Annotated in this window: 22 protein-coding genes and 1 pseudogene; 10 read left to right on the top strand and 13 right to left on the bottom strand. The window is 73.6% G+C overall.

What is annotated here, in order from left to right:
• Positions 1 to 87: 87 nt before the first annotated feature.
• The 6 genes and pseudogenes from ACQP10_RS01620 to xylA form a co-directional block, all read right to left on the bottom strand.
• Positions 88 to 459, bottom strand: a complete 372-nt coding sequence (locus ACQP10_RS01620) for a DUF742 domain-containing protein (protein ID WP_346018059.1) — start codon at positions 457 to 459, stop codon at positions 88 to 90.
• The gene (locus ACQP10_RS01615; protein ID WP_179820950.1) at positions 456 to 842 is read right to left on the bottom strand and encodes a roadblock/LC7 domain-containing protein; all 387 of its coding nucleotides are present in this window, start codon (positions 840 to 842) and stop codon (positions 456 to 458) included. The genes ACQP10_RS01620 and ACQP10_RS01615 overlap by 4 nt, the downstream gene beginning before the upstream one ends.
• A gap of 106 nt (positions 843 to 948) precedes the next feature.
• Positions 949 to 3,243, bottom strand: a complete 2,295-nt coding sequence (locus tag ACQP10_RS01610) for a nitrate- and nitrite sensing domain-containing protein (protein ID WP_433540746.1) — start codon at positions 3,241 to 3,243, stop codon at positions 949 to 951.
• 101 nt (positions 3,244 to 3,344) lie between these two features.
• On the bottom strand, positions 3,345 to 4,046 hold the full coding sequence (locus ACQP10_RS01605) for a DUF998 domain-containing protein (protein ID WP_346018061.1): 702 nt from the start codon (positions 4,044 to 4,046) through the stop codon (positions 3,345 to 3,347).
• Between the two features lie 168 nt (positions 4,047 to 4,214).
• A pseudogene (gene xylB, locus ACQP10_RS01600) lies at positions 4,215 to 5,629 on the bottom strand (xylulokinase).
• Positions 5,626 to 6,789, bottom strand: coding sequence for a xylose isomerase (gene xylA / locus ACQP10_RS01595; protein WP_433540745.1), 1,164 nt, complete (start codon positions 6,787 to 6,789; stop codon positions 5,626 to 5,628). Before xylA ends, xylB begins: the two are co-directional and overlap by 4 nt.
• A 156-nt stretch (positions 6,790 to 6,945) precedes the next feature.
• Between xylA and ACQP10_RS01590 the strand changes: the two genes are divergently transcribed.
• Both ACQP10_RS01590 and ACQP10_RS01585 read left to right on the top strand, forming a co-directional pair.
• Complete coding sequence (locus ACQP10_RS01590; protein ID WP_433540744.1) at positions 6,946 to 8,112, top strand: ROK family protein; 1,167 nt, start codon at positions 6,946 to 6,948, stop codon at positions 8,110 to 8,112.
• A gap of 165 nt (positions 8,113 to 8,277) precedes the next feature.
• Positions 8,278 to 8,787 carry a VOC family protein gene (locus tag ACQP10_RS01585; RefSeq protein WP_433540743.1) on the top strand — a complete coding sequence of 170 codons (510 nt, stop codon included), beginning with the start codon at positions 8,278 to 8,280 and terminating at the stop codon, positions 8,785 to 8,787.
• 15 nt (positions 8,788 to 8,802) lie between these two features.
• Here ACQP10_RS01585 and ACQP10_RS01580 read toward each other — a convergent pair whose 3' ends face one another.
• A complete protein-coding gene (locus ACQP10_RS01580) occupies positions 8,803 to 9,714 on the bottom strand; it encodes a DMT family transporter (RefSeq protein ID WP_433540742.1) in 912 nt (303 codons plus the stop codon).
• A gap of 236 nt (positions 9,715 to 9,950) precedes the next feature.
• Between ACQP10_RS01580 and ACQP10_RS01575 the strand changes: the two genes are divergently transcribed.
• The 5 genes from ACQP10_RS01575 (at position 9,951) to ACQP10_RS01555 (ending at position 13,463) form a co-directional block, all read left to right on the top strand.
• Positions 9,951 to 10,691, top strand: coding sequence for a hypothetical protein (locus ACQP10_RS01575; protein ID WP_433540741.1), 741 nt, complete (start codon positions 9,951 to 9,953; stop codon positions 10,689 to 10,691).
• The gene (locus ACQP10_RS01570) at positions 10,688 to 11,110 is read left to right on the top strand and encodes a phage holin family protein (protein WP_433540740.1); all 423 of its coding nucleotides are present in this window, start codon (positions 10,688 to 10,690) and stop codon (positions 11,108 to 11,110) included. Before ACQP10_RS01575 ends, ACQP10_RS01570 begins: the two co-directional genes overlap by 4 nt.
• Positions 11,086 to 11,760, top strand: a complete 675-nt coding sequence (locus ACQP10_RS01565; RefSeq protein WP_346018068.1) for a DUF3618 domain-containing protein — start codon at positions 11,086 to 11,088, stop codon at positions 11,758 to 11,760. The genes ACQP10_RS01570 and ACQP10_RS01565 overlap by 25 nt, the downstream gene beginning before the upstream one ends.
• 176 nt (positions 11,761 to 11,936) lie before the next feature.
• Positions 11,937 to 12,977, top strand: coding sequence for a YihY/virulence factor BrkB family protein (locus ACQP10_RS01560; RefSeq protein ID WP_346018069.1), 1,041 nt, complete (start codon positions 11,937 to 11,939; stop codon positions 12,975 to 12,977).
• Positions 12,978 to 13,133: 156 nt separating this feature from the next.
• Positions 13,134 to 13,463, top strand: coding sequence for a DUF3140 domain-containing protein (locus tag ACQP10_RS01555; protein ID WP_189248731.1), 330 nt, complete (start codon positions 13,134 to 13,136; stop codon positions 13,461 to 13,463).
• A gap of 159 nt (positions 13,464 to 13,622) precedes the next feature.
• On the opposite strand, the gene ACQP10_RS01550 is transcribed toward ACQP10_RS01555, so the two are convergent.
• Positions 13,623 to 13,895, bottom strand: a complete 273-nt coding sequence (locus tag ACQP10_RS01550; RefSeq protein ID WP_346018070.1) for a GlsB/YeaQ/YmgE family stress response membrane protein — start codon at positions 13,893 to 13,895, stop codon at positions 13,623 to 13,625.
• A gap of 327 nt (positions 13,896 to 14,222) precedes the next feature.
• Between ACQP10_RS01550 and ACQP10_RS01545 the strand changes: the two genes are divergently transcribed.
• Both ACQP10_RS01545 and ACQP10_RS01540 read left to right on the top strand, forming a co-directional pair.
• The gene (locus ACQP10_RS01545; RefSeq protein WP_389992167.1) at positions 14,223 to 16,625 is read left to right on the top strand and encodes a GH1 family beta-glucosidase; all 2,403 of its coding nucleotides are present in this window, start codon (positions 14,223 to 14,225) and stop codon (positions 16,623 to 16,625) included.
• Between the two features lie 241 nt (positions 16,626 to 16,866).
• Positions 16,867 to 17,373, top strand: coding sequence for an SRPBCC family protein (locus ACQP10_RS01540; RefSeq protein ID WP_179820982.1), 507 nt, complete (start codon positions 16,867 to 16,869; stop codon positions 17,371 to 17,373).
• Positions 17,374 to 17,512: 139 nt separating this feature from the next.
• On the opposite strand, the gene ACQP10_RS01535 is transcribed toward ACQP10_RS01540, so the two are convergent.
• Entirely contained in the window at positions 17,513 to 17,980 is a 468-nt protein-coding gene (locus ACQP10_RS01535; protein ID WP_179820985.1) for a MarR family winged helix-turn-helix transcriptional regulator, read from the bottom strand.
• A 98-nt stretch (positions 17,981 to 18,078) separates the two neighbouring features.
• Between ACQP10_RS01535 and ACQP10_RS01530 the strand changes: the two genes are divergently transcribed.
• On the top strand, positions 18,079 to 19,053 hold the full coding sequence (locus ACQP10_RS01530; protein ID WP_433540739.1) for a nitroreductase/quinone reductase family protein: 975 nt from the start codon (positions 18,079 to 18,081) through the stop codon (positions 19,051 to 19,053).
• 162 nt (positions 19,054 to 19,215) lie between these two features.
• Here the strand turns inward: ACQP10_RS01530 and ACQP10_RS01525 are convergent, their stop codons facing one another.
• From ACQP10_RS01525 to ACQP10_RS01510, 4 genes are all read right to left on the bottom strand, one after another.
• Positions 19,216 to 21,567 carry a terpene synthase family protein gene (locus ACQP10_RS01525; RefSeq protein WP_433540738.1) on the bottom strand — a complete coding sequence of 784 codons (2,352 nt, stop codon included), beginning with the start codon at positions 21,565 to 21,567 and terminating at the stop codon, positions 19,216 to 19,218.
• Between the two features lie 168 nt (positions 21,568 to 21,735).
• A complete protein-coding gene (locus tag ACQP10_RS01520; RefSeq protein ID WP_433540737.1) occupies positions 21,736 to 23,004 on the bottom strand; it encodes a hypothetical protein in 1,269 nt (422 codons plus the stop codon).
• Between the two features lie 61 nt (positions 23,005 to 23,065).
• Positions 23,066 to 23,806 (bottom strand): ABC transporter ATP-binding protein, encoded by a 741-nt coding sequence (locus ACQP10_RS01515; protein WP_179820992.1) that lies wholly within the window; start codon positions 23,804 to 23,806, stop codon positions 23,066 to 23,068.
• Positions 23,799 to 24,323 carry a PadR family transcriptional regulator gene (locus ACQP10_RS01510; RefSeq protein WP_179820995.1) on the bottom strand — a complete coding sequence of 175 codons (525 nt, stop codon included), beginning with the start codon at positions 24,321 to 24,323 and terminating at the stop codon, positions 23,799 to 23,801. The genes ACQP10_RS01515 and ACQP10_RS01510 overlap by 8 nt, the downstream gene beginning before the upstream one ends.
• Positions 24,324 to 24,379 lie beyond the last annotated feature (56 nt).

Raw genomic sequence — 24,379 nt, 5'->3', positions numbered from 1 at the left:
CCGCCGGCACGGACGAACTCGTGGCCCGCACTCCCGTCGCGGGCCACCGCGTTCCTCCCGCCGTCCCCCACCACGGCGGAAACGGGCTCAGAGCGCCCGGAGGCCGTTGATCACTTCCTGCAGGAGGCTCTCCACGGGCGGCGTGGCGGCCGGGACCGGTGACCGCACCAGGATGAGCCCCTGGTCCAGCAGGTCGCCCAGCAGCACCTTGACGACTCCCATCGGCAGCCCGGCCTCCGAGGCGACCTCCGCGATGGGCCTGGTCCGCCGGACCAGGTCCAGCAGCCGCCGGTGCTCCGATCCCAGGTGGACGGCGGTGGTGGCCGCCGCGCCGGTCGCCACCACCATCGACAGCACGTCGAACGAGGACGAGGAGGCGCGCGTGCGCCCGCCGGTCAGCGCGTAGGGGCGGACGACCGGACCGGCCTCCTCGTCCACCCACTCGACGTCGTCGCTCATTGCCCCGCCCGGGGGGTGGTGGCCATGTGCTGGCCGACCCGGGTCACCAGGCGGGCCATCTCGTAGGCGATCAGGCCCACGTCGGCGGCGCCGGTGGTCATGACCGCCAGGCAACTGCCCTGGCCGGCCGAGGTGACGAAGAGGAACGCCGAGTCCATCTCCACCATCGTCTGCCGGACGGCTCCTCCGCCGAACTGCAGGCTGGTCCCCTTGGCCAGACTCTGGAACCCGGAGGCCACCGCCGACAGGTGGTCGGCGTCCTCCTTGCTCAGCCCGCGTGACGAGGCCATCATCAGCCCGTCGTTGGACAGGATCAGCGCGTGCGAGACGTCCGCCACGCTCGTGACGAAGTCATCCAGAAGCCAATACAGCTCACCCGGCACGTGGTAAAACCCCTTCCCCTGTGATGGTCGCGCTCGTTCGCGTGTCTACGCCGGCCGCGGGCCGGCCTCCCGTTCGGTGCTCCTCATCACCGTCCGCGGCCCGGCCTCAGTGCCCCTCATCGCCGTCCTCGGCCCGGCCGCGTCGCCAGCCGGCCTGGAGCGAGCTGAGCACCGCCCGCGCCTCCTCGGGCGATCGTTCCCCGGCCTGCCCGTCCGCGTCCGGATCATGCGACGGCCGCGGCGGGCCCGCCTGGCGGATCCGGCGGGGCAGGCCGTCCGGCCGCGGCGCGGTCCCGGTCCGCCCGGCGGGCTCTCCGGTCCCGGCGAGCCGTACGATCCCGGCCGTCCCGGCGAACCCGGCGCTTCCGGCCGGCTCCGCGCTCCCGGCCGTGGCTCCGGCGGGCTCCGGCACTGTGGCCCCGGTGGCCCCGGTGGCCCCGGCGGGCCGTACGGTCCCGGTGGGCTCGCCGCCGGTCCCGGACGGTCCGGGGATCTCCCGCGGCGCCTGCCCGTCCGTCTCCGGCGCTCCCAGCAGCGACTCGGGGACCAGCACGACGACCCCGGTCCCGCCGTACGGCGAGGGCCGCACCGTCACCTTCGCCCCGTACCGCGCGGCCAGCATGCCGACCACCGCGAAGCCCAGCCGGTCGGTCTCGGCCGGGTCGAACTCCGGCGGGCTGGCCAGCCGCTCGTTGACGGCGGCGCGCTTCTCCGGGGTCATGCCGAGGCCGCGGTCCTCGACCTCGACCGTGAAGCCGTGACCGGCGAACTCGCCCCGGACCGACACCTCGCCCCCCGGCGGGGAGAAGGCCGTGGCGTTCTCGATGATCTCGGCGAACAGGTGCATCATGTCCGCCACCGCGTCACCGGCCAGGGTGGCGCCGGGCATGGGGTAGATCCGTACCCGGGCGTAGTCCTCGACCTGGGCGGCGGCGCCGCGCAGCATGTCCTCGATCAGGACGGGCGAGCGCCACTTGCGGCCCGCGGCCCCGCCGGAGAGGATCACCAGGCCCTCGGCGTGGCGGCGCATGCGGGTGGTCAGGTGGTCGAGCCGGAACAGGTTCTCCAGCGCCTCGGGGTCCTCGGCCTGTTTCTGCATGCCGTCGAGAAGCTTGAGCTGGCGCTGCAGCAGCGACTGGCTGCGCCGGGCGAGGCTGCGGAAGGACTGCGCGACGGCCTCGCGCAGCCTGGCCTGCTCCACGGCGGCGTCCACGGCGCGGTGCTGGACGCTGTCGAAGGCGGCGGCGACGTCGTGGACCTCGGTGGTGCTGCCCAGCGGCTCCAGCGGGGGCGCCTCGGCGGCCACGTCCACCGGCTCGCCCCGGCGCAGCTTCTCCATGACGCGCGGCAGCCGCACCTCCGCGAGGTCGGCGGCGGCGCGCCGGACCCCGGCGAGCTCGCGGGTGAGGTTGCGGCCGATCCGGAAGGAGACCAGCAGCGAGGCGATGACCGCGACGAGGCCGAGCACGCCGGCGATCCCGGCCTTGGCGAAGGTCGTGAGGGCCGTCGGCGCCGTCCGGTCGACGAGCCCGAGCGCGGCCGCCGACGTCCCCCTCCGGTAGGTGATCTCCAGCCGGCCGGTGGTGGCCCGCCAGTCGGTTTCGGCGACCACGCCGCCGGACAGCAGGCGGTCCTCCATCTCGGTGAGCTCCCGCACCGGCCGCGACGAGGGGACCAGGCCGGCGAACAGGGCGCGCATCTCGGTGTCGAGCTGCGACATGCCCTCCTCCATGAGGAAGGCCCGCTTGGTGGCGAACTGGCCGAACAACCGCAGCTCGGCCGGTGTCAGGCGGCGGCCCGTGGCCAGCGCGTCCGCGGCGAGCGCTCGCTCGTGAGAGAAGAAGGCCATCGAGTAGCCGACCGTGTTGACGCCGCGCATCTGCCGGGACAGGGCCTCGTCGTCGGTGATGGCCGCGATGTCGATGAACCGGTAGAACGCGTCGGGCACCGGGCCGAACTCCTTGACGAGCCCGGCGGGCTCGATCCGTCCGCCGTCCACCTTGGCCCGCACCGCGTCGAGCGCGTCGACCGCGGCGGTCAGGTCGGCGAACCGAGCCTTGGACGTCGGGCCCAGGCCCGCCAGGTCCAGCCCGCGCCGCGCCCCGTCACGCAGCCGGGACCGTTCCCGGTCGGTGATGGCGCGCTGAGCGTCGAGGGACCTGCGGGCGTCCGCGGAGCGGACGGCGAGATACTCGGCCGACAGGACGGTCTCGCGCTCCACGGCGTGGCTCACCTCGTTGGCGGGCGCGATGACGGTTTCGTAGAGGTCGTCGGCCTCCAGCAGGCTCATCGAGTCGCCGACGGTGACCGTCGCCGCGAATCCCCAGAGGGCCACCAGTGAGGTCAGAGGGATCGCCAGCAGAGCAGAGATCTTGAACCGGATGGACCTGCTCGATGCCATGTCACCTCAACGGTTCGGTCTCGGAGCGCGAGAGCGAGAACCTCCGGACGATCTTCAGATCGCCGACGAGGATAGCATCGGACAGGAGAAATATTCTTGTCCTATTTGTGACCTGTCAGGAAATAGTCATGTTCCGGGACAAGTCCCCCAAGAAGCGCCTGACCCGCGCGCGACGTGCGGGCGGCGGCCGGAGCCCAGGCCAGCCACGCCAGCCGTACGGCGAGCACCCCGAGCAACGCGACCTCGGTGACCAGCAGCGCCCGCTCGGCCAGGCCGATCAGCACCCGGTCGCCCGGGAGCGCCACGTAGGTGAGGGCCAGCAGCCCGAATCCGCCGGCCAGGGTCAGCCACTCCACCGGCCTGGCCACCACCCGCCACCGCTCGTCCCGGCCCAGCCCCGGAGCCATCAGCGCGCCCGCCGCGGGCAGCGCCAGGAAGGCCGCGATGGAGACGTAGCGGTGCACCTGGGCCCCGAGGTCCATCGCCAGGCCCGGGGCGACCGTCGGCACGACCGCGATCACGACCAGCGCCGCGCTCCAGGCCAGCATCAGCCGCTCGGCCGCCGCGCCGATCGGGGCCCGGACCGCCCGCAGCCCCGCCACCAGCGCGAGGGACGCGACACCCAGGCACGCCATGGCGAACTCGGTGGCCCCGCCGCGGTCGAGCACGGCGTACTCGCTGATCGTCAGGTTGAGCGGATCCAGCTGCGGATCCGGGTCGATCTGACCGGCGATCGCGGCCACGATCGCCGCCGCCGTACCGGCGCAGGCGATCAGGGGGTAGAGCCTCTTCGACGCGAGCATGGACCCAGACTGTCCCGCGGACCCGGTTCCACACATCCGGCGGCGTCCCTGATCCGACCCTGAGCGATCCCCGAGACTCCGCCCCGTGGAGCGGGGTCCCGGGGACCGGCGGCCGGGGTCGCGCCGCGGCCCCGGGCCGGCCCGCGGGTTCCCGTCCCGGGCCGCCGCTCAGGCCGTGTCGCGGCCTCCGGTGTACCGGGCGCGGGCCTCGGCGTAGCGGGCCCTGATCTCCGGCACCGCGTCGGCCTCGAAGCCCCGGGAGCCGGCCCGGTCCCAGACCGGGGGCTCGTCCCCGCCCGCGACCAGCCAGGCGGCCTGCCGCGCCGCGCCGTCGGCGACGTACTCCCCCGGCTCCGGGACGACCACCGGCCGCCCGAAGACCGCCGGGGCGATCCGCCGCACCGCCTCCGACCGCGCCCCGCCGCCGATGAGCAGCACCCTGGCCGGCTCCAGCCCGAGGGCGTCGAAGGCGTCGGCCAGGTGGCAGAGCATGCCCTCCACCGCGGCCCTGGCCAGGTGGGCGGGGGTGGAGGTGGCCAGGGTCAGGCCGTGCAGCGTCCCGGTGGCCTCGGGCAGGTTCGGTGTCCGCTCCCCCTCCAGGTACGGCACGCAGACCAGGCCGCCCGCTCCGGGCGGGGCCTGCAGCGCGAGCCGGTCGAGGTCGGCGGGACCGACCCCGAGCAGCCGGGCGGCGGCGTCGAGGACCCGGGCCGCGTTGAGCGTGCACACCAGCGGCAGGAACCGCCCGGTCGCGTCGGCGAACCCGGCCACCGCGCCGGTCGGGTCGGCGCTCGGGCGCTCGGCCACCGCGAACGCCGTGCCGGACGTACCGATCGACACCACCACGTCGCCGGGTCCCGCGCCCACCCCGAGGGCTGCGGCCATGTTGTCGCCGGTCCCGGGGCCAGCCGTACCGGTCCGGACGCCCCGGGCGGGCCCGGGGTCCGCAGTTCGCCGGCCTCCTCGCGGGGGCCGAGCACGCGCGGCAGGCCGGGCACGGCGCCGAACGCCATCTTGAGCAGGTCGGTGCGGTAGGAGCCGGTGGCGGGCGAGAAGTAGCCGGTGCCGGAGGCGTCGCCCCGGTCGGTGACGGGCTCGCCGTCCCCGCCGCCCAGCCGCCAGGTCAGCCAGTCGTGCGGCAGGCACACCCGCGCCGTACGGCGGGCCGCCTCCGGCTCGTGGACCGCCAGCCAGCGGAGCTTGGCCACCGTGAACGACGCGACCGGCACGCTGCCGACCGCCTCGGCCCACCGCTCCGGCCCGCCCAGCTCCTCGACCAGGTCGCGGGCGGCGCCGGCCGAGCGGGTGTCGTTCCACAGCAGCGCGTCCCGCACGACCCGCCCGGACTCGTCCAGGCAGACCATGCCGTGCTGCTGGGCGGCGACGCTCACCGCGGCGACGTCGCCGAGCCCGCCGGCCTGGGCGATCGCCTCCTGGAGCGCGGCCCACCAGGCGGCCGGGGCGACCTCGGTGCCGTCGGGGTGGGCCGCGCGGCCCTGGCGGACCAGGGCCCCGGTCTCGGCGTCCCTGATGACCACCTTGCAGCTCTGGGTCGAGGAGTCGACCCCGGCCACGAGCGTCATGCCCGGTCGCCCCCGCGGACCCCGAGGAGGTGGTCCATGGCGAGCTGGTTGAGGCGGGAGAAGTGGAAGCCGCGCGCCGCCGCCGCCTCGACGTCGAACTCGTCGTCCGCCAGGTCGGCCAGGGTCTCACCGGGGGCCAGCGTGGACTCGGACAGCTCGGCGACCCTGCTCGCGGCGAGCGCCTCGGCGACCTCGGGGTCGGCGCGGAACGCCCGGGACTTCTCCTTCAGGATCAGGTACATCCGCATGTTGGAGGCGGCCGACACCCACACGTCCTCGGGGTCGTCGGTGCGGACCGGCTTGTAGTCGAAGTGCCGGGGGCCGTCGTAGCCGCCGTTCTCCAGCAGGTCCACCAGGAAGAACGCGTTCTTCACATCACCGTGGCCGAAGACCAGGTCCTGGTCGAAGCGGGGGCCGTGCTGGCCGTTGAGGTCGATGTGGAACAGCTTGCCGTGCCACAGGGCCTGCGCGATGCCGTGGGCGAAGTTGAGCCCGGCCATCTCCTCGTGCCCCACCTCGGGGTTGAGGCCGACCCGCTCGGGGTGCTCCAGCTCGTTGATGAACGCCAGCGCGTGGCCGATCGTCGGCAGCAGGATGTCGCCGCGCGGCTCGTTCGGCTTGGGCTCGATGGCGAACCTGAGGTCGTAGCCCTTCTCGATCACGTAGGAGGTCAGCAGGTCGACGCCCTCCTTGTAGCGGCTGAGCGCGGCCCTGATGTCCTTGGCGGCCCCGGACTCGGCGCCCTCGCGCCCGCCCCAGAAGACGTAGGTCGTGGCGCCCAGCTCGGCGGCCAGGTCGAGGTTGCGCATCACCTTGCGCAGGGCGTGACGGCGGACGTCGCGGTCGTTGCTGGTGAACGCGCCGTCCTTGAAAACGGGGTGGGTGAACAGGTTCGTGGTGGCCATCGGGACCTTCATCCCGGTCTCCGACAGCGCCTTCCTGAAGGCCGCGATCGCCCGCTCGCGGTCGGACTCGACGGCCAGCAGGTCGTCGTCGTGGAAGGTGACGCCGTACGCGCCGAGCTCCGCCAGGCGGTGGACGGTCTCGACCGGGTCCAGCGGGGGGCGGCTGGCGTCCCCGAACTGGTCACGGGCCTGCCAGCCCACGGTCCACAGCCCGAAGGTGAAGCGGTCCTCCGGCCTGGGGGTGTAGTCGCTCATCGCGCCCTCCTATTTAATCCACATTATGGACTTAATATGGTCCGGCAGGGTGGGATCGTCAAGAGGTGGGGGTTCCATGGGTTCCATGACGACGGGTTCCGGGATGAGGGGTTCCGGGATGACAGGTTCCGGGACGGCGCGGACCGGACGGGTTCCATGACGACGCAGGCCGTACGCCACGACGCGATGCGCGCCCGCAACCTCGCCGTAGTGCTGGGCGAGGTGCGCCGGAGCGGCCCGGTCACCCGCGCGGCGCTCGCCGAGATCACCGGGCTGACCAAGACCACGGTCGCCAAGATGGTCGGCGACCTGCTGGAGGCCGGGATGGTCGCCGAGTCGGCGGCACCCCGCGACGGCGAGCGGGGCCGGCCGGGCACGGCCGTCTCCCTCAGCGGCGGCCGGGTGGCGGCGCTCGGCCTGGAGATTACCGCCGGCCACCTGTCGGCCTGCGTGGCGGACCTCACCCTCGCGGTGCGGCTCCGTTTTGCACAGGCTGTGGACAACCGGTCCCGCCCCCCTGTGGAAACCATGGCCCATCTGCAGGAACTTGCCCACAGGGCTGTGGACGAAGCGCGTACGGCCGGCCTGTCCGTCGTCGGCTCCACGCTCGCCGTCCCCGGCCCCGTGGACGGCGGGCTGCTGCACACCGCGCCCAACCTCGGGTGGCGCGGCGTCCGGGCCGGCGACCTGCTGGACTTCCCGGTGACCGTGGAGAACGAGGCCAACCTCGCCGCGCTGGGCGAGCTGTGGTTCGGCGGCGGGCCGGACGACTTCCTGCACGTGTCGGGGGAGACCGGCATCGGCGCCGGTCTGGTGGTCGGCGGCGAGCTGTTCCGCGGCGCGCACGGCCTGGCCGGCGAGCTGGGCCACGTGGTCGTCTTCCCCGACGGCCCGGACTGCCGCTGCGGCGGCCGGGGCTGCCTGGAACGGTACGCCGGCCAGGAGGCACTGCTCCGCGCCTCCGGCGCCGCCGGGGTGCCCGAGCTGACCGAACGGCTGCGGGCCGGCGAGGCGGACGCGCTGCGCGCCTGCGAGCGCGCCGGGCGGGCGCTGGGCGTCGCCCTCACCTCGGCGGTCAACCTGATGGACCCCGGGACGGTCGTGCTGGGCGGGATCTTCGCGCCGCTGTTCGAGTGGATCGCCGGCCCGGTCCGCGAGGCGATGTCCACCCGGCTGGCCGGGATGCGCCGCTCCGTGCCCGAGCTCGCGGTCTCCCGGCTCGGCGGCGACGCCGCGACCCTCGGCGGGGCCGGGCGGGTCATCCACCGCGTCATCGCCGACCCCCCCCCCCACCTCCCCACCGCCCGCCCGCTCACCCTCTGAACCGTCGGCCGGCCCCTTCGGCGTCCGCCGACCGCCGACCACCGAGCTAGGAGAGCGCGCCTCTCACCCGGAGCCCGAGAGAAAGCGCTTCTCACCGCACGCCGCGCCCGGCGCCCTTGCGCCGGTGGGTAGGCTGATTGAAGGTTCAAGTTTTAGGAGAGAGCCATGCCCGTCCAGCGGCTCAACCACGCGGTCCTGTACGTGCGCGACGTCGAGCGCAGCGTCGCCTTCTACCGGGAGGCCCTCGGCTTCGAGGTCGTCATGGGCATGCGGGGCGCGGCGTTCCTGCAGGCCGCCGGCTCCGCCAACGACCACGACCTCGGCCTGTTCGAGGTCGGCGCCCAGGCCGCCCCCTCGCCCGCCGGCCGTTCCGCCGTCGGGCTGTACCACCTGGCCTGGGAGGTCGACACCCTGGAGGAGCTGGAGCGGATCGCCGCCAGGCTGACGGAGATGGGCGCCCTGGTCGGCGCCTCCGACCACTCCACCACCAAGGCCCTGTACGCCAAGGACCCCGACGGGCTGGAGTTCGAGGTGTCCTGGCTCGTCCCGGCCACCCTGCTCACCGAGGAGACGCTGCGCGGGCGCAGCCGCATCCGGCCCCTCGACCTCGCCGCGGAGAAGGAGCGGTACGGCGCGCACACCCGGGGCGGCATCGGGGTCTCGACGCCGGCCTGACCGCGAGTCCCGGATTCACCGTCCCGGAGCCCGCCTCCGCGAGACGGCCACCCCCGCCAGGCACAGCAGCCCGCCGAGGAGGGACAGCCACCCGGGGACCTCCCCCAGCACCGCCCAGGCCATCAGGACCACCAGCGCCGGGACGAGGTAGGTCGTGGCGCCCATCCTGCCCGCGGTGGTGCGGGCGAGGGCGTAAGCCCAGGTGGTGAACGCCACCGCCGTCGGGAAGACGCCGAGGTACACGACATCCAGGGTCGCCGCCAGCGGGGCTCGGGCCGCCTGCGACACGAGTTGCCCGGCGAACGGCAGACAGGCCGCCGTCCCGACGAAGCAGCCGAACGTGGTGACCTGGAGCGCCGAGGCGTGGCGCAGCGCGGGCTTCTGGGACAGCGCTCCCACCGCGTACGTCACCGCCGCCGCCAGGCAGAGCAGGACGCCCGTCACCGACGCGCGCCCCTGGCCCGACATGGAGATCCCGACCACGACCGCGCCGCCGAACGACATCGCCATGCCCGCCAGCAGGCGGGGCGGGAACCCCTCCCCGAGCAGCCGACCGCCCAGTAGCGCGATGAGCAGCGGGCCGATGTTCACGACCATCGCCGCGGTGCCCGCGTCGACCTCCTGCTCGCCCCAGTTCAGCGCGACCGTGTAGGCGCCGAACCACAGGACTCCCGAGACGAGGATGCCCGGCCAGGCGGCCCTCGGCGGCCATCCCTCGCGCCGCACCAGCAGGATGACCCCCAGCACCGCCGAACCCGCCAGCAACCGGCCCAGAGCGAGCGCCCCGGGGGAGAAGTACGGCACCGCGCCACGGATGCCGACGAACGCCGAGGCCCACAGCAGCACGGTGACGCCGGCCGCCGCCATCGTGCGCCGATCCGGCTGGGATTGCACCGCTTCTGCCTGGTTCAGCATGGTCCGTTTCATACGCGGCACCTTATGGGCCCCGTTCTTTGGTCAGCGCCGAACCGTCCCCCTGCATGAGAGCCGGAGATACGGGCATGTCGGTCCCTTTTGTGGTTTTTCGTGGTCAATGCTCCCCTACACCGACCGTTCGCGCCGAGGGGCAGGTCGAGAGCCCTTTCTTGCCGTTTACGAATGTGTTGAATCGCTGGGGGTAGCGGCGGTCCCAAGCGAAGACGCGCACGACTTTGGAGGCATCGGTGAACGAATTCCCAGCCGGGACGGGGGAGCGCTCCACGCTGAGCGACCAGCCCCACACGACGACCGAACACGCCAAGGCAGCCGTCGGAGAGGTGGCCGAGACCGCCAAGGACCAGACCCGCGCGGTCGCCCACGAGGCCCGGTACCAGGCGCAGAACGTCATGGGACAGCTGCGCGACCGCGTGGGCGAGCAGAGCATGCACCAGAGCCGCCGCGCCGCCCAGGGCATCCGCCAGTGGGCCGACGACCTCAGTTCGATGACCGACGCCGCCAAGCCCGACTCCCCGGTGACCAACGTGGTGCACCAGGTCGCCGGGACGGGCCGCCGCGCGGCCGACTACCTGGAGCAGGAGGGCCTGGCCGGGGTGGTCCGGGACGTCCAGAGCTTCGCCCGCCGCCGCCCTGGAGCGTTCCTGATGGGCGCGGTGGCCGCGGGCTTCCTCGTCGGCCGGATGGCCAAGGCGACGGCCGCCTCCCAGAACGACACCTCCGGTACGGCGTACCAGGGCTTCCAGGACGGCTACCGCCCGCAGCAGTACACCCAGCCGGCGCAGCCGTACACCCAGCCGACCGGCACGCAGTACCCGTCGGCCCAGCCGTACACCACGGACGGCACCTACACCACCGCCGACGCCTACGGCTCCGCCGAGCCGTACCCGTCGTCGGCCCAGACGCGCCCGACGACGCAGTACCCGTCCGAGACCCCTCCGTCGACCGGCTGGGACGGTGAGCCACGGTGAGCTCGCCCGCCTACGAACCGGGCTCGTCCGTCTACGAACCGGCCGAGCCCTCGCTGGGACAGCTCGTCGGCGAGGTCGGCGAGGACCTTTCCAAGCTCTTCCGCCAGGAGGTGGAGCTGGCCAAGGCCGAGATCCGCCAGGAGGCGACCAAGGCCGGCAAGGCCGCCGGGATGCTCAGCGGCGCCGGAGCGGCCGGCCTCGTGGTCGCCCTCTTCGTGTCGCTGGCGGTCATGTTCGGCCTGGGCGCCGTCATGCCCCTGGGCTGGGCCGCCCTGATCGTCGCGGTCGTGTGGGCCGTGATCGGCGGAGTGCTGTACACCAACGGGCGCAAGCGGATGAGCGAGGTCTCCCCCAAGCCCGAACAGACCGTCGAGACGCTCAAGGAGGATGCGCGATGGGCGCGGAACCTGACGAAATAAGAAGAGAGATCGCCGCCACCAGGGCGGAACTGGCCGCCGACGTCGATCGGCTGGCCGACCGGACGAGCCCGTCGCGGATCATTCAACGGAGGACCGATCGCATGCGTGAGAAGCTCTACTCGGTGCGCGAGCGGGTGATGGGCACCCCGTCCCACGCCGCCCACCAGGCTCGCTACCAGGCCGGGCACGCCGCCCACGGTGTCCGCGAGACCGCCGCCGGTGCGGCCGGCGCCGTCCGTGAGACCGCCGCCGGCGCGGCCGACAGCGTCAGGCACGGCGCGCAGCAGGCCACCGAGCTGGTCCGTGAGGCGCCGGAGCAGGCGATGCGCGGCACCCAGGGCAACCCGCTGGCCGCCGGGCTGATCGCCTTCGGCGCCGGACTGCTCGCCGCGGCCCTCATCCCGGCGACCGAGGCCGAGCAGCGTGCCGCCCAGCAGGTCAAGGAGCAGGCCGGCGACATGATGGAGCCGGTCAAGGAGGCGGTGCGCGAGTCGGCCCAGCAGCTGGGCCAGGAGGCCAAGCAGGTCGCCCAGGAGGCCGTCGGCCAGGTCAGGGACACCGCCGGCGAGGCGGCCAAGGCCACCGGCGACCACGCCCGCGACCAGGCCCACCAGGTGACCGAGACGGCCCGCTCCTCCCACGGGGTCTGACGGGGTCTGACGGGTCCCGTCCGTGACAGGAGCCCGGCAGGAGCACGCCTGACCAGGACGTCCGGCCGGACGCCTGACCAGGACGCCTGATGAGAGAACGCCGTCGCCGCCGCCCTCGCCCGGCAGGGGAGGGCGGCGGCGGGCATCCGTAAGCTGTGCGAAGAGAACGGTGCGCGATGATCCAGCACGACACTCCACGCCACGACGACCGGGGCGCGACCCGCGACCCCGGCACCGCCGGCGGACCGGCTCCCGAAAGCCCGTCCGAGCTTCCCAAGCGGTCGTGGTGGGGCGTGCTCAAACGCACCGTCAAGGAGTTCCAGCAGGACAACCTCACCGACTGGGCCGCCGCGCTCACCTACTACGCGGTGCTGTCGATCTTCCCGGCGCTGCTGGCCGTGGTGTCCGTGCTGGGGTTGTTCGGCCAGAACACCACCAAGGCGCTCACCGACAACCTGAGCGCCATCGCGCCCGGCGCCGCCCGGCAGACCATCGACGCCGTGCTCCAGGCCCTGCAGAGCAACCAGGGCGCCGCCGGGGTCGCCACGATCCTGGGCATCGCCGTCGCCCTCTGGTCCGCCTCCGGGTACGTGGGGGCGTTCATCCGGGCCTCCAACGTCATGTACGAGATGCCCGAGGGCCGGCCCATCTGGAAGACTCTCCCGCTGCGCCTGGGCATCACCGCGGTCCTGGTGATCCTGATGGCGGTCGGCTCGGTCTCCGTCGTGTTCACCGGATCGCTCGCCCAGCAGGCCGGGAGGTTCCTGGGCATCGGCGAGACCGCCCTGACCGTCTGGAGCATCGTCAAGTGGCCGGCCCTGGTGATCGTCGTGGCGCTGGTGCTGGCCCTGCTGTACTGGGCGGCCCCCAACGTCTCGCACCCCGGCTTCCGCTGGATCACCCCCGGCAGCCTGCTGGCCGTCGTGCTGTGGATCGTCGCGTCCGCGGCCTTCGCGTTCTACGTGGCCAACTTCGGCTCCTACAGCAAGACCTACGCCGCCCTGGCCGGGGTCATCATCTTCCTGATCTGGCTGTGGATCACGAACATCGCCGTCCTGTTCGGCGTGGAGTTCGACGCCGAGCTCGCCCGCGAGCGCGCCATCGAGGCGGGCGTGCCGGCCGACGCCGAGCCGTACGTCGAGCCCCGCGACACCCGCAAGTTCAACGAGGACGAGCGCGCGGAGGTCCGCAGGTTCGAGCGGGAGGAGCGCGGCTGACCCGCCGCGCGCCCCGGGCGGCGGGAAGGCATAGTGGCCCATGCCCGTCCGTTGACCGTCCGATCCGCCGGAAGGGGTACAGGGGGCGTATGGACGAGGAACACAGCGGCGGGAGCGCCGTGCACCGGCCGTCTGCGCTGCGGAAGAAGGGCTGACATGGCCGAGGACCGGGAGCGGATCTCCGCCGAGTTCGGTGAGGCGGTCAACATGACCGCCGCCGAGCTGGAACGCTGGCTGCGGACCCCCGAGTCCGAGGCCGCCGGCGACAGGTCCGGGGGCGGCGAGTCGACGGGACACGAGTCCGGCCGCCGCATCACCGAGATCCTCCGCAAGAAGAAGGGCGATCTGTCCGACGACGACTACGCCCACATGCGGAAGGTGACGGGGTACGTCCACCGCCACCTCGCGCAGCGCCCGTCGGGGGACGTCACGGACACCCGGTGGCGGCACTCCCTGATGAACTGGGGACACGACCCGATCAAATAGCGCCCGCGCCCCGCCGCCGGGGACACGGCCGCTTGCGCGGCGTGTCCCCGGAACGTGCCGCATACCCGGAACATGCCGTGTCTCCAGAACGTGCCGCGTCCCCGGAACCCACCGCGTCCCGGAATGTGCCGCATTCCCGGGACCGCTCCGCGCGGGGCGTCAGCGGAAGCTGCGTCTGCCGTACACGCTGGCGATCAGGAAGACGCCCACCGCCGCCACGACGACCTGCAGGATCAGTTCGATCCAGTCGATGCCGCTCGTCGCGCTGACCCCGATGGCCCTGGCGATCCCGGAGCCGATGAAGGCGGCGATGATGCCGATCACGACCGTCAGCCAGATGGGGATGTTCTGCTTGCCCGGCAGGACGAGCCGGCCGAGGGCGCCGATGATGGCGCCGATGATGATGGCACTGATGATGCCGGTGATTGTCATGTTCCACGCTCCCCCTGATCGCACGGCCTTTCGCCGTACGCCCCCCTGGAACCCGTATGCCCGGCGCGGAAAGAACGACACATAAGGCAGATCATTCATTTGAGTAATCATTATTGATTAATCACTTTTTTTACTCCGCGCGTACCCGCAGGCGGCACGGCATGGCGGAAAACGACGGAACGTGCCGGGAACGGCGGGCGCGGCGGGCTCCGGTGGCCACGACGGTCCCGGCTCGACGCCGGGTGCCCGGCACCCCGATGATTCAGATGTCCGCGACGACGGGGACGGCGGCGTCGCCGTACCCCAGAAGACAAGGGGCCGGAAACGATGACGGCGATGTTCACCGCCGCCGCCGGGGGAACTCTGTCCTTCCCCGGCGGCTTCGTCTGGGGGGCCGCGACCGCCGCCTATCAGATCGAGGGGGCGGCGGGGGAGGACGGCCGCGGCACGTCGATCTGGGACGTCTTCACCCACACCCCCGGGCGCGTCGCGGGCGGCCACACCGGCGACGTGGCCTGCGACCACTACCACCGCTACCGCGACGACGTCCGCCTGATGCGGGAGCTGGGCCTGGGCGCCTACCGCTTCTCGGTGGCGTGGCCGCGGATCCAGCCGACCGGTTCCGGCCCCGTCAACGCCGCCGGGCTCGACTTCTACGACCGCCTCGTGGACGAGCTGCTCGCCGCCGACGTCTCCCCCTACGTGACGCTGTACCACTGGGACCTGCCCCAGCCGCTGGAGGACCGCGGCGGCTGGACGGAGCGCGACACGGCCCACCGGTTCGCCGACTACGCGCGGATCGTGCACGACCGGCTCGGCGACCGCGTCGGCACCTGGATCACGGTCAACGAGCCCTGGGTGGTGTCCGTCCTCGGGTACGGCATCGGCGCGCACGCCCCCGGCCGCGCGTCCTGGCGGGACGCCTTCCAGGCATCCCACCACCTCCTGCTCGCCCACGGGCTGGGTGCCCGGGCGCTGCGCGACGCGGGCGCCCGGGAGATCGCCCTGACGCTGAACCTCGCCCCCGTGACGACCCCCGGACGGCTGGACGACCCCGATGCGGCGCTCTCCGCCGAGGACGCCGCGGCGGTGGACCTCGTCGACTGCCTGATCAACCGGCAGTTCCTCGACCCGGTGCTGCGCGGGGAGTATCCCGCCGCCGTCCTGGACGTCGTGGAGCGGGCCGCCGGCCTCGGGCACATCCGCGACGGCGACCTGGAGACCGTCAACCAGCCGCTCGACCTGCTCGGGGTCAACTACTACAACCCCTGCGTGGTGAGCGCCGAGCCCGGCGAGCCGGCCAACCCGGCCTACCCCGGCACCGAGGGCATCCGGTTCGGCGACGCCTACGCCCCCAAGACCGCCATGGGCTGGCCGATCGTCCCCACCGGCCTGACCCGCCTGCTCGTGCGGCTCTCCCGCGACTACCCGCAGGTCGGCCTGCTCGTCACCGAGAACGGCGCCGCCTTCGAGGACACGGTGTCCGGCGAGCACGTCCACGACGCCGACCGGATCGCCTTCCTGGAGGGCCACCTGCGGGCCGCGCACACCGCCGTCGACGCCGGGGCCGACCTGCGCGGATACCTCGTCTGGTCGCTGCTGGACAACTTCGAGTGGGCCGAGGGGTACGGCAAGCGCTTCGGGATCGTGCACGTCGACTTCGACACCCAGCGGCGGCTGCCCAAGGACAGCGCGCTGTGGTACCGCGACGTCATCCGGAACAACGGGCTGCGCGCCGGACGGGCCCGGCGCCCCACCCTGGAGGAGGTGGCCGCCCGGGCCGGCGTGTCCAGGTCGACCGTCTCCCGGGTGATCAACGGTGAGGCGGCGGTCAGCCCGGAGTTCCGGGCGGTCGTCATGGACGCGGTCACCGAACTCGGCTACGTGCCCAACTCGGCGGCCCGGAGCCTGGTGACCCGGCGCACGGAGTCGATCGCGCTGATCGTCCCGGACGGCGCCCGCGCGGGGGACCCGCTGTTCGCCACGGCCGTGGACGCGGCGGGCCGGGAACTGGAGCGGGCCGGCAAACGGGTCACGCTCATGTTCGCCGGCTCCCCCGCGGACCGGAACCGGGTGGAGCGCCACCTGGCCGCCGGGCACGTGGACGGGGCCCTGCTGCTGCCGGCCCGGGGCTCCGACCCGCTGCCCGGCGCGCTGGCCGGGACGGGCGTCCCCGTCGTGTCGCTGGGCAGGCCGCCGGCCGCGGTGGCGCTGCCGTACGCCGGGACCGACGACGCGGGCGGGGCCGCGGCGGCGGTCGGACACCTGCTCGGCCGGGGGCGGCGGCGGATCGCGACGATCCGCGGGCCGGTGGACCTCGCCGCCGCGCGGGACCGGTTCGACGGCTACCGGAACGCCCTGCGGGACGCCGCGTGCCGGTCGGCCGACGCGGTCGGAGACCTCGGCCGCGCCTCGGGGGCCGCCGCCATGCGCGAGCTGCTCGCCGCGGACCCGTCGCTGGACGCGGTCTTCGTGGCCGGCGACCTGATGGCGGTCGGCGCCCTGCACGCGCTGCGGGAGGCCGGACTGCGGGTGCCCGAGGACGTCGCGGTCGTGGGGTTCGGCGACGAGGAGGACGCCGCCTACGCCGTCCCCCCGCTGACCACGGTGCGCGTCCCGTGGGCGGACCAGGTCCTGGCGGCGGTGCGCCTGCTCCTGCGCCAGATCGGCGGCGGCCCCTCGTCCTCGGTGATCCTCCCCACCGAGCTGGTCGTCCGGTCCTCCTCGTGACGCCCGCCGGTACGGCGGGCCGCCCGGCGCGCCGTACCGAGCCTCGCCGTACCGGGCTCCGCCGTTCCGCGGCGGTACGGCGGGCCACGGCGGTACGGCGAGGCCGTCCTTTCCACCCTTGACCGGGACAGGGGTGTGCACCGGCGGGCCGATCGTCCATCGTTGGGGATGACGATTACGGAATCGTCTGCGAGACCGGAACAGGCACCGGGCGAGGTGCCGCGAGCACGCGGAGGCGGGCATGGAAGACCACGACGTCACGGGATCCAGGGTGGAGATCGAGACCACCGTCGGTCTGCCCCCGGAGCGGCTGTGGGACCTCATCACGGACGTGCCGCGGATCGCCGACTGGAGCCCTGAGTGCGAGCACCTGGCCTGGCTGGACGCCGATGACGCCGCGCCGCGGGTCGGGGCGCGGTTCGAGGGGCGCAACCGCCGCCAGGACCGGGTGTGGACGGTGACGTCCGTGGTCACCGAAGCCGACCGTCCCCGCTCGTTCGCCTGGGCGGTGCTCGACCGCGCGGGCGACCCGGAGCGTCCCTCCTCCCGGTGGCGCTACGACCTGGAGCCGGCCGAGGAGCCGGGCCGGACCGTCGTGCGGCACAGCTTCGAGCACGGGCCGGGCGACAGCGGCCTGCGCGAGATGATCCGGAGCAACCCGGAGATCGCCTCGGTCATCCTCGACGTACGGCTGGGCGAGCTGCGCAAGCACATGACCGAGACCCTCGACGCGATGACCCGCGACTGAGCACCGTCCGTACCCTCTCCTGCCGCGCGGGGCGCGGTCACGGCGCCGTCGGCCGCCGGGCCGCACCGCTGCACCCTCCCCCGGCACCGGGGCTCGATGCGCGGGGCTCGGCGCACGGGGTGACGCGTCCCGGGCGCGGTCAGGTCTCGTCGCCCTCTTCCTCGGCGACCACGCGCTCGTAGGTCCGCAGCGTCTCGATGAACATCAGCCGCTCCTCGGGGGTCAGCGGCTCCAGGGCGGCGCGCCAGGCGCGCGCCCCCTTCGCCAGCCACCCGTCGACCGCCTCCCGGTTGGCCTCGGCGATGCACACGATCGTGCGGCGGCGGTCGGCGTCATCCTCGCGCCTCTCCACCACGCCTCTCCGGCTCAGGTCGCCCACCATCAGGCTCACCGTCGCGGGCGCCACCTCCAGGCGCGCGGCCAGCTCGTTGACCCCGAGAGGGCCGTCGAACAGCAGGTACGACAGCAGCGACAGGTGCCGCGGGGCGAGGTTGAGCGACTGGAGCCGCGGCGGAACCTTGATCCGCTTGGTGCGCCCGACCATGCGTGGCATCAGGAGCAGCAGCGTCCGGATCCCGTCCTCGACGCTCAGGCCACCGGTTGACATACCTTGATCTCCAAAATAGCTTTGCTACTAAAGCAAAAGTTCCTCGTTGTCCGGAGGCTACCGAAACACGCCTCCGCGCGGATCGGAGGGATCGGCACGTGGCCGACGATTTCAACCAGCGGGTGATCGACGAGTTCCGCGCGAACGGCGGCAGGGTCGGCGGCATGTTCGAGGGCGCGCCGCTGGTGCTGCTGACGACCGTCGGAGCCAGGACCGGCAGGCCCAGGACCACCCCCGTCATGTACGCGCGGGACGGGGAGCGCATCCTGGTCTTCGGATCCAACGCCGGGTCCGACAGCCACCCTGCCTGGTACGGGAACCTCCTGAGGCGCCCGCGCGTCACCGTCGAGATCGGGGACGGAGAGAAGGTCGAGAGCCGCACCGCGACGGCGACCGTGCTGCGCGACGCGGAGCGGGACGAGGCCTACGCCCGCCAGGCCCGGCTCGTCCCCGCCTTCGCCGGCTACCAGGCCGCGACCTCCCGCGTCATCCCGGTGGTCGCCCTGTACTGGGCGGACGACCCGCGGGCCCGGGCGATCGGCGACGAACTGGTGCGGATCCACGCGGGGATCCGTGAACGGCTCGCGGCCACCCGCGCGAAGGTGGACGAGGCCCTCACCGGCTCCGGGGACGCGAGCGGGGCGACGGGCCCGGACCGGGGAACGACCGCCGGGCCGGAAACGGGGGTCGGCCCGGCCGCCGGGCCGGGCGTCGGGTCCGGCGCTGACATCGGCGCTGACATCGGCGCCGAGCTGCGCGAACACTGCCTGACGCTCTGCTCCGCGCTCCACGAGCACCACACCCGCGAGGACACCGCCGGTTTCCCGCTCCTGGAGCGCCGGTTCCCCGGCCTCCGCCCCGCGCTGGAGAGGCTGCGGGGCGAGCACGTCGCCCTGGCGGATCTCATCCGCCAGGTGGAGGAGCTGTTCTCCGGCCCCCGCACGGCGGACCTGGGGCGCATCGGCAAGGAACTCGACCGGCTGACCGCCGAGATCGAGGCGCACTTCGCCTACGAGGAGGAGCACCTCGTCGGGGCGCTCAACGCGCTGGATGCCGAACAGCCACCTCGCTGAGACCGTGAACGCCCCGCCGGAGTCGTGATCGCGACCCGCCCGCGCTGAGACGGCGAACCGTCCCGCGTCAAGCCGTGGCCACCCACCAGGACCGTGGACCGCTCCGCGCCGAGGCCGTACGGCCGCCGGGGCGCGGGGCGGCCGTACGGAATCTCGTGCCGGTCAGCGGGCGGCGATCGCCGCGAGCCGCGCCGCGGAGGTGCCGAGCCCGGTGGGCGCGAACGGGAAGCCCGCCACGGCGGTGAACCGGTGACGGAGCAGCTCCGCCTCGGTGTACCGGGCGCACCGGCGGTGCCACTCCAGGATGCCGGACATCCACTCCTTGAGGTCGTCGGCGTGGCGGGTGAGGACCCGGCGGACCGGCTCGTCGAGGCCGAAGTCGTCGAACAGGGCGGGAAGCTCCTCGGCGACGATGTGCTCGAACTGCCGCATCCGCGCCTCCATCAGGTCGGCCACGACGTCCCGGGCGGTGAGCCGGTCCACCCCGAGGAAGTGCTCCACCACCACGACGATGTTGTGGAACTCGCCCTCGAACTCGACCTCCTTCTGGTAGGAGAACAGGTCGTTGGTGAAGCAGGCGTAGTCCTGCGCCGCGGTGTCCAGCTCGCGGATGGTCCGCGTCCGGTAGAGCTCCTCGGGCACCACGTCGGAGTGCGCGAGCCGGGCCAGGCCCATCGTCATGTCCGACCCGAACGTCCTGCGGCGCATCTCGATGTAGTCCACCGGGTCGGGGACGCGGTTCTGGGCCTGGTTGACCAGCTCCCACAGCCAGCTTGAGGTCATTTCCTCGACCGCCAGTCGGAACCGCCGCCGGTGGTCGGCCGTCATCGGCCCCGCCGTACGCCGCCACAGGTCCGCGAGGCCCGCCTCGATCGGGTTCGCCGGCTCGGGGACGGGCTCGTCGTCCAGCGGCATGAACAGGCGCAGCCGCTCGTCGCAGAGCTTGGCCGCCGCGAGGTCGCGGGTCGCGCCGAACACCAGGGGGAAGTAGTCGTCGCCGTACGTCCCCCAGGCCAGCCAGTCGGACGACAGGTCGAGCTGCCCGGGGGTCGCGTCGGCGTGGATCATGGCGGCGCAGTGCGGGAAGTCGAAGCCGCGGAAACGCCGCTCGTCCCACACCCCGCCGCCCTCCACCCCGGGCACGGAGCCGAACATGCCCATCTCCCTGGCCCAGCCGACCGCGTGACGCCGGGCGGCGTCCAGGTGGGGGTTGGTGCGGACCGGGTACGGCATGCGCAGGGCGGGCAGCGGCAGGTGCCCCACCGGGCGGAACGGCGCGAAGAGGTGCTGCCGCGCCCGGGTCCGCAGCCCGAGCCTCCCCGCGGAGAGCACGAGCCTGGCGGCGGAGGTGCCGAGACCGGTCGGGCCGCCCGGCGCGGTGACCGGGCCGGAGACGGCGGCCGGGCTGGAGAAGGCGAAGCCGGAGACGGCGCCCGGGTCGGAGACGGCGGGGCCGGACGCGGTGGCGGCGGCCGGGTCGGCGGCGTCGGTGGCGTCGGTGGCGTCGGTGGCGGTGACGTCGTTCATGTACCGGCTGGACCGCGCGTGCCACTCGTGCCCGCCGGACTGCCAGTCCTGCAGCCCCTTGACGTAGGCCGCCACCGCGACCAGCTCGGACGGGGACGCGGAGTGCTCGGCCAGCAGGGCCGGGACCTCGATCAGCGCCGTGTTCTCGAACTGCTGCAGCCGCGAGGTCAGCAGGTCGTTGACCAGCTCGGCCGCCTCCTGCGTGGGGCAGTCGAAGAACCGCTCGAAGACCAGCACCGCGTTGGAGTTCTCACCCTCCTCCCGGACCTCGCGCTGGTAGGAGAACAGGTCGTTGCGCAGGTGCACGGCGTCGGAGAAGGTGTCCGACAGCACCCGCATCGGCCTCGTCTCGGCGAAGACGTCGGGGATCTCCGCGCCGGCGGCGTACTCGACGAGGTTCGCCGACCACGGGGCACCGCCGACCCGCCTCCTCATCTGGACGTACTCGATCGGGTTGGCGATCCGGCCGCGGTCGATGTTGTCCAGCTCCCACATCGACTCGACCATCAGGTTGTGCGTGCTGGTGACGAAGCGCCGCCGCCACCCCTCGGACATCGCCGGAATCGTGCGCTCCCACAGGTCCGCGAGGCCCGCCTCGGCCGGGTTCCCCGGCTCCGGCGGCGTCTCGCCGTCGGCGGTCATGAACAGCTCCAGGCGGTCGAGGTACGCCTTGGCCCCGGCGAGGTCGCGGGAGTACTTGAAGTGCTCCAGGAAGTGGTCGTCGAAGAAGAACACCCAGACGTACCAGTCGGTGACCAGGTCGAGGGTGGGGCCGTCGCAGTCGGGGTGGGTGTAGGCGCACATCAACGCGTAGTCCATGCGGGCCAGCGCGTCATCGTCCCAGACGACGCCGCCACCGGGCCGGGGCGCGTCGAGCATGCCCATCCGCCGGGCCCAGTCCGTGCTGTGCTCCCGGGCACGTTCCAGGTGGGGGTTCAGCCTCGCCGGGTACGGCATGTAGAAGTCGGGCAGCGTGAAAGCCTGCATGGGGGCGCCTACTCTCGTGCTCCTGGACCTTCGCCCGGCGGGCCGCGCTCGCCCCGCCCGGACATGACCTGTCACTGATGGTAACGAGACTGGCACTTTACGCGCCCGGTCCGCAAGGAGATACGGCGAACCCGGGTCCTCCGACGGGGAGGACCCGGGTTCGCCGGGTCACCCGGCGCGCAGTTCCCCCGGCCGGACCCAGCGGCGCAGGATCGGCCGCGCCGCCCTCGCCACCAGCACGGCGGCCAGCACGCCGATCCCGGCCATCGCCGCCGCCCCGGCGACGGAGACGGCCAGCGCGCCGGGCCGCCGGGCGTAGAGCTCGGCCAGGAGCAGGACCACGACGCCCGCCCCGGCGACCGCGCTGACCACGCACACCGGCAGCGCCGCGACGAGCGCCTGCCGGGTGAGGACCCGCCCCAGCGCGGGGACGGGGACACCGGAGGCGGCCAGGACGGTGAACGACCTCCGGTGGTCCAGCAGCTCCTCGGCCTGGTGCGCCACGAGGGCGCCGGCCGAGGTGACCATGGCCGTCAGCAGCGCCAGGTACAGCAGCGCGTAGGACGCCGCCTGGAAGGCGGTCAGGTCGCTCTGGAACACGGTGAGCGCCTGATGGGCGCCCACGGCCGAGCCGAAGAACACCGTCAGCCCGACCACCGACAGCGCGCGGGCCCACGCCCGGGGATCGGCCTCGACCATCCGCGCGGCCAGCAGCGTCTCGGGCGCCGCCGCCCCGCGCCCGGCCCGGCGGGCGGCCATTCTGATCAGCCACGCGGTGGCCAGCACCAGGCCGAAGAGCAGCAGCACCGCCCCGGCGGCGATGGCCACGGCCGCGCCGTACTTGCCCCCGAGGAGGAACCTGCCCTTCCCGGCGAGCGCGGCCGCCAGCAGTCCGACGCCCAGCGCGACGAGGGCGAGATCGCGCACCCTCGGCCCCCGCGGCCGGGCCCGCCGTACCACGCCGAGCGGGGAGGCCACCACGTGCCGGCCCGCCCGCAGGCCGGACAGCGCGCCGCCGAGCACGACCGCGGCGAGCACGACCGGCGTCCAGAACAGCGGGCGCACCGGCACGACGTCGCCCAGCGACCACCTCGCCACCAGGGCGGCGAGCAGGTAGACCGCCGCGCCGAGCGACCCGCCCGCCAGCGCCGACCATCCGCTCTCGGCCGCCCCGGTGAGCCGTACCTCGCGCGGCGTGGCCCCGGCCAGCCGGAGCGCGGCCAACCGCCGTTCCCTGGTCGCGGTCGCCAGGCGGCTCACCTGGTAGATGAACGCCGCGGCGGGTACGGCCAGCAGCGCCAGGGTGAGCGCCACCATGAGGCGCGGCTCCTTCTCGGTGAGGATGCCGAGAGCACCGCGCCGCGCGTCGAGCCGGAACGCCGTCAGGTGCGCCGCCGCGCACAGCAGAACGGTCGCGAGCGCCGCCCCCGCGGCCATCAGGCGCCCACGCGCCCGCTCGCGGCGGGACCGCCCCGGGCGAGCATCCGGACCACGGTGATCATCGGCTCACCCCGCCGGCCGCCGACGCCCCGGCCGCCGCCTCTCCGGGCGTCCCGTCCGCCGTTCCTCCCGTCGCCGCGGTCGCGCCCGCGACGACCCGGCCGTCCCGCAGCGCGATCTCCCGGTCGGCGTAGGCGGCCACCCGGTTGTCATGGGTGACGACCACCAGCGTGGCGCGACTCTCCCGGGCCGCGCCGACGAGCTCGCCCATCACCCGTTCCCCGGCCAGCGAGTCGAGTGCGCCGGTGGGCTCGTCGGCGAAGATCACCCGCGGTTCGGCGGCCAGCGCGCGGGCCACCGCGACCCGCTGGAGCTGGCCCCCGGACAGCTCCGCTGGCCGCTGCCCGGCACAGTCCGCCACGTCCAGCCGCTCCAGCCAGGAGCGGGCGGCCTCCAGGGACTCCCGCCGCCCTCGCCCGCCGAACAGCAGCGGCAGCACGACGTTCTCCTCCGCGGTCAGCTCGGGCACCAGCTCGCCGAACTGGAAGACGACGCCGAAGTTCTCCCGGCGCAGCCTCGTCCGGGCGTCCTCGTCGAGGGTGTCGAGACGCCGCCCGGCGAACAGGACCTCGCCGGCCTCGGGGCGGATGATCCCGGCCAGGCAGTGCAGCAGGGTGGACTTGCCGGAGCCGCTCGGGCCGGTGACGGCGACGACCTCCCCCTCCCCGATCTCCACGGACGCGCCGTCCAGCGCCGTGGTCCGGCCGAAGGACTTGCGCAGCGTTCGCGCCTCAAGCATCGGTCTCTCCCTTCAGCACGGTGTGCCGTTCCAGCGCCGTCTCGATCCATCGCAGGTCGGCGTCGAGGTGCTGGAGCGCGTAGTCGGCGGCCAGCACCTGCGCGGGCGACCCCGACGCCTTGCGCGCGGTGAGCTCCCGCATCCGCGTCAGATGGGCGGCGCGTTGCCTGAGCAGGTACTCCTCGGCCGTCCCGCCCGCCAGGGTCGCCACCACCACCCGCGCGAACAGCGGGCTTGCGACGTACGGCGCGGGTGCCTCGATCTCCGCCAGCCACCGGTCCAGCTCGGCCCGTCCGGCCTCGGTGATCGCGTGCACGGTGCGCTCCGGGCCACCCTCCTGGGCCGTCCCGGCCACCTCGGTGAGCCCGCCACGTTCCAGCCGTTGCAGGGTCGCGTAGACCTGCCCGTAGGCGAGCGGCTTGGCGCCCGGCAGGCGCTGGTCGTGCTCTTTCTTGAGTTCGTAGCCGTGCTTGGGCCGCTCGCTGAGCAGCCCGAGCAGGACATGTCCGGTCGACATGATCGCGACTATACATGCGCTGTATACATGGAGCGAATAGTTTCAGCCGGCGCGAC

Source organism: Streptosporangium sandarakinum (assembly GCF_050942225.1).
Lineage (GTDB): Bacteria > Actinomycetota > Actinomycetes > Streptosporangiales > Streptosporangiaceae > Streptosporangium > Streptosporangium nondiastaticum.
Note: the sequence above shows the minus strand (reverse complement) of the source record. Positions and strands in the feature narration are given on the sequence as shown.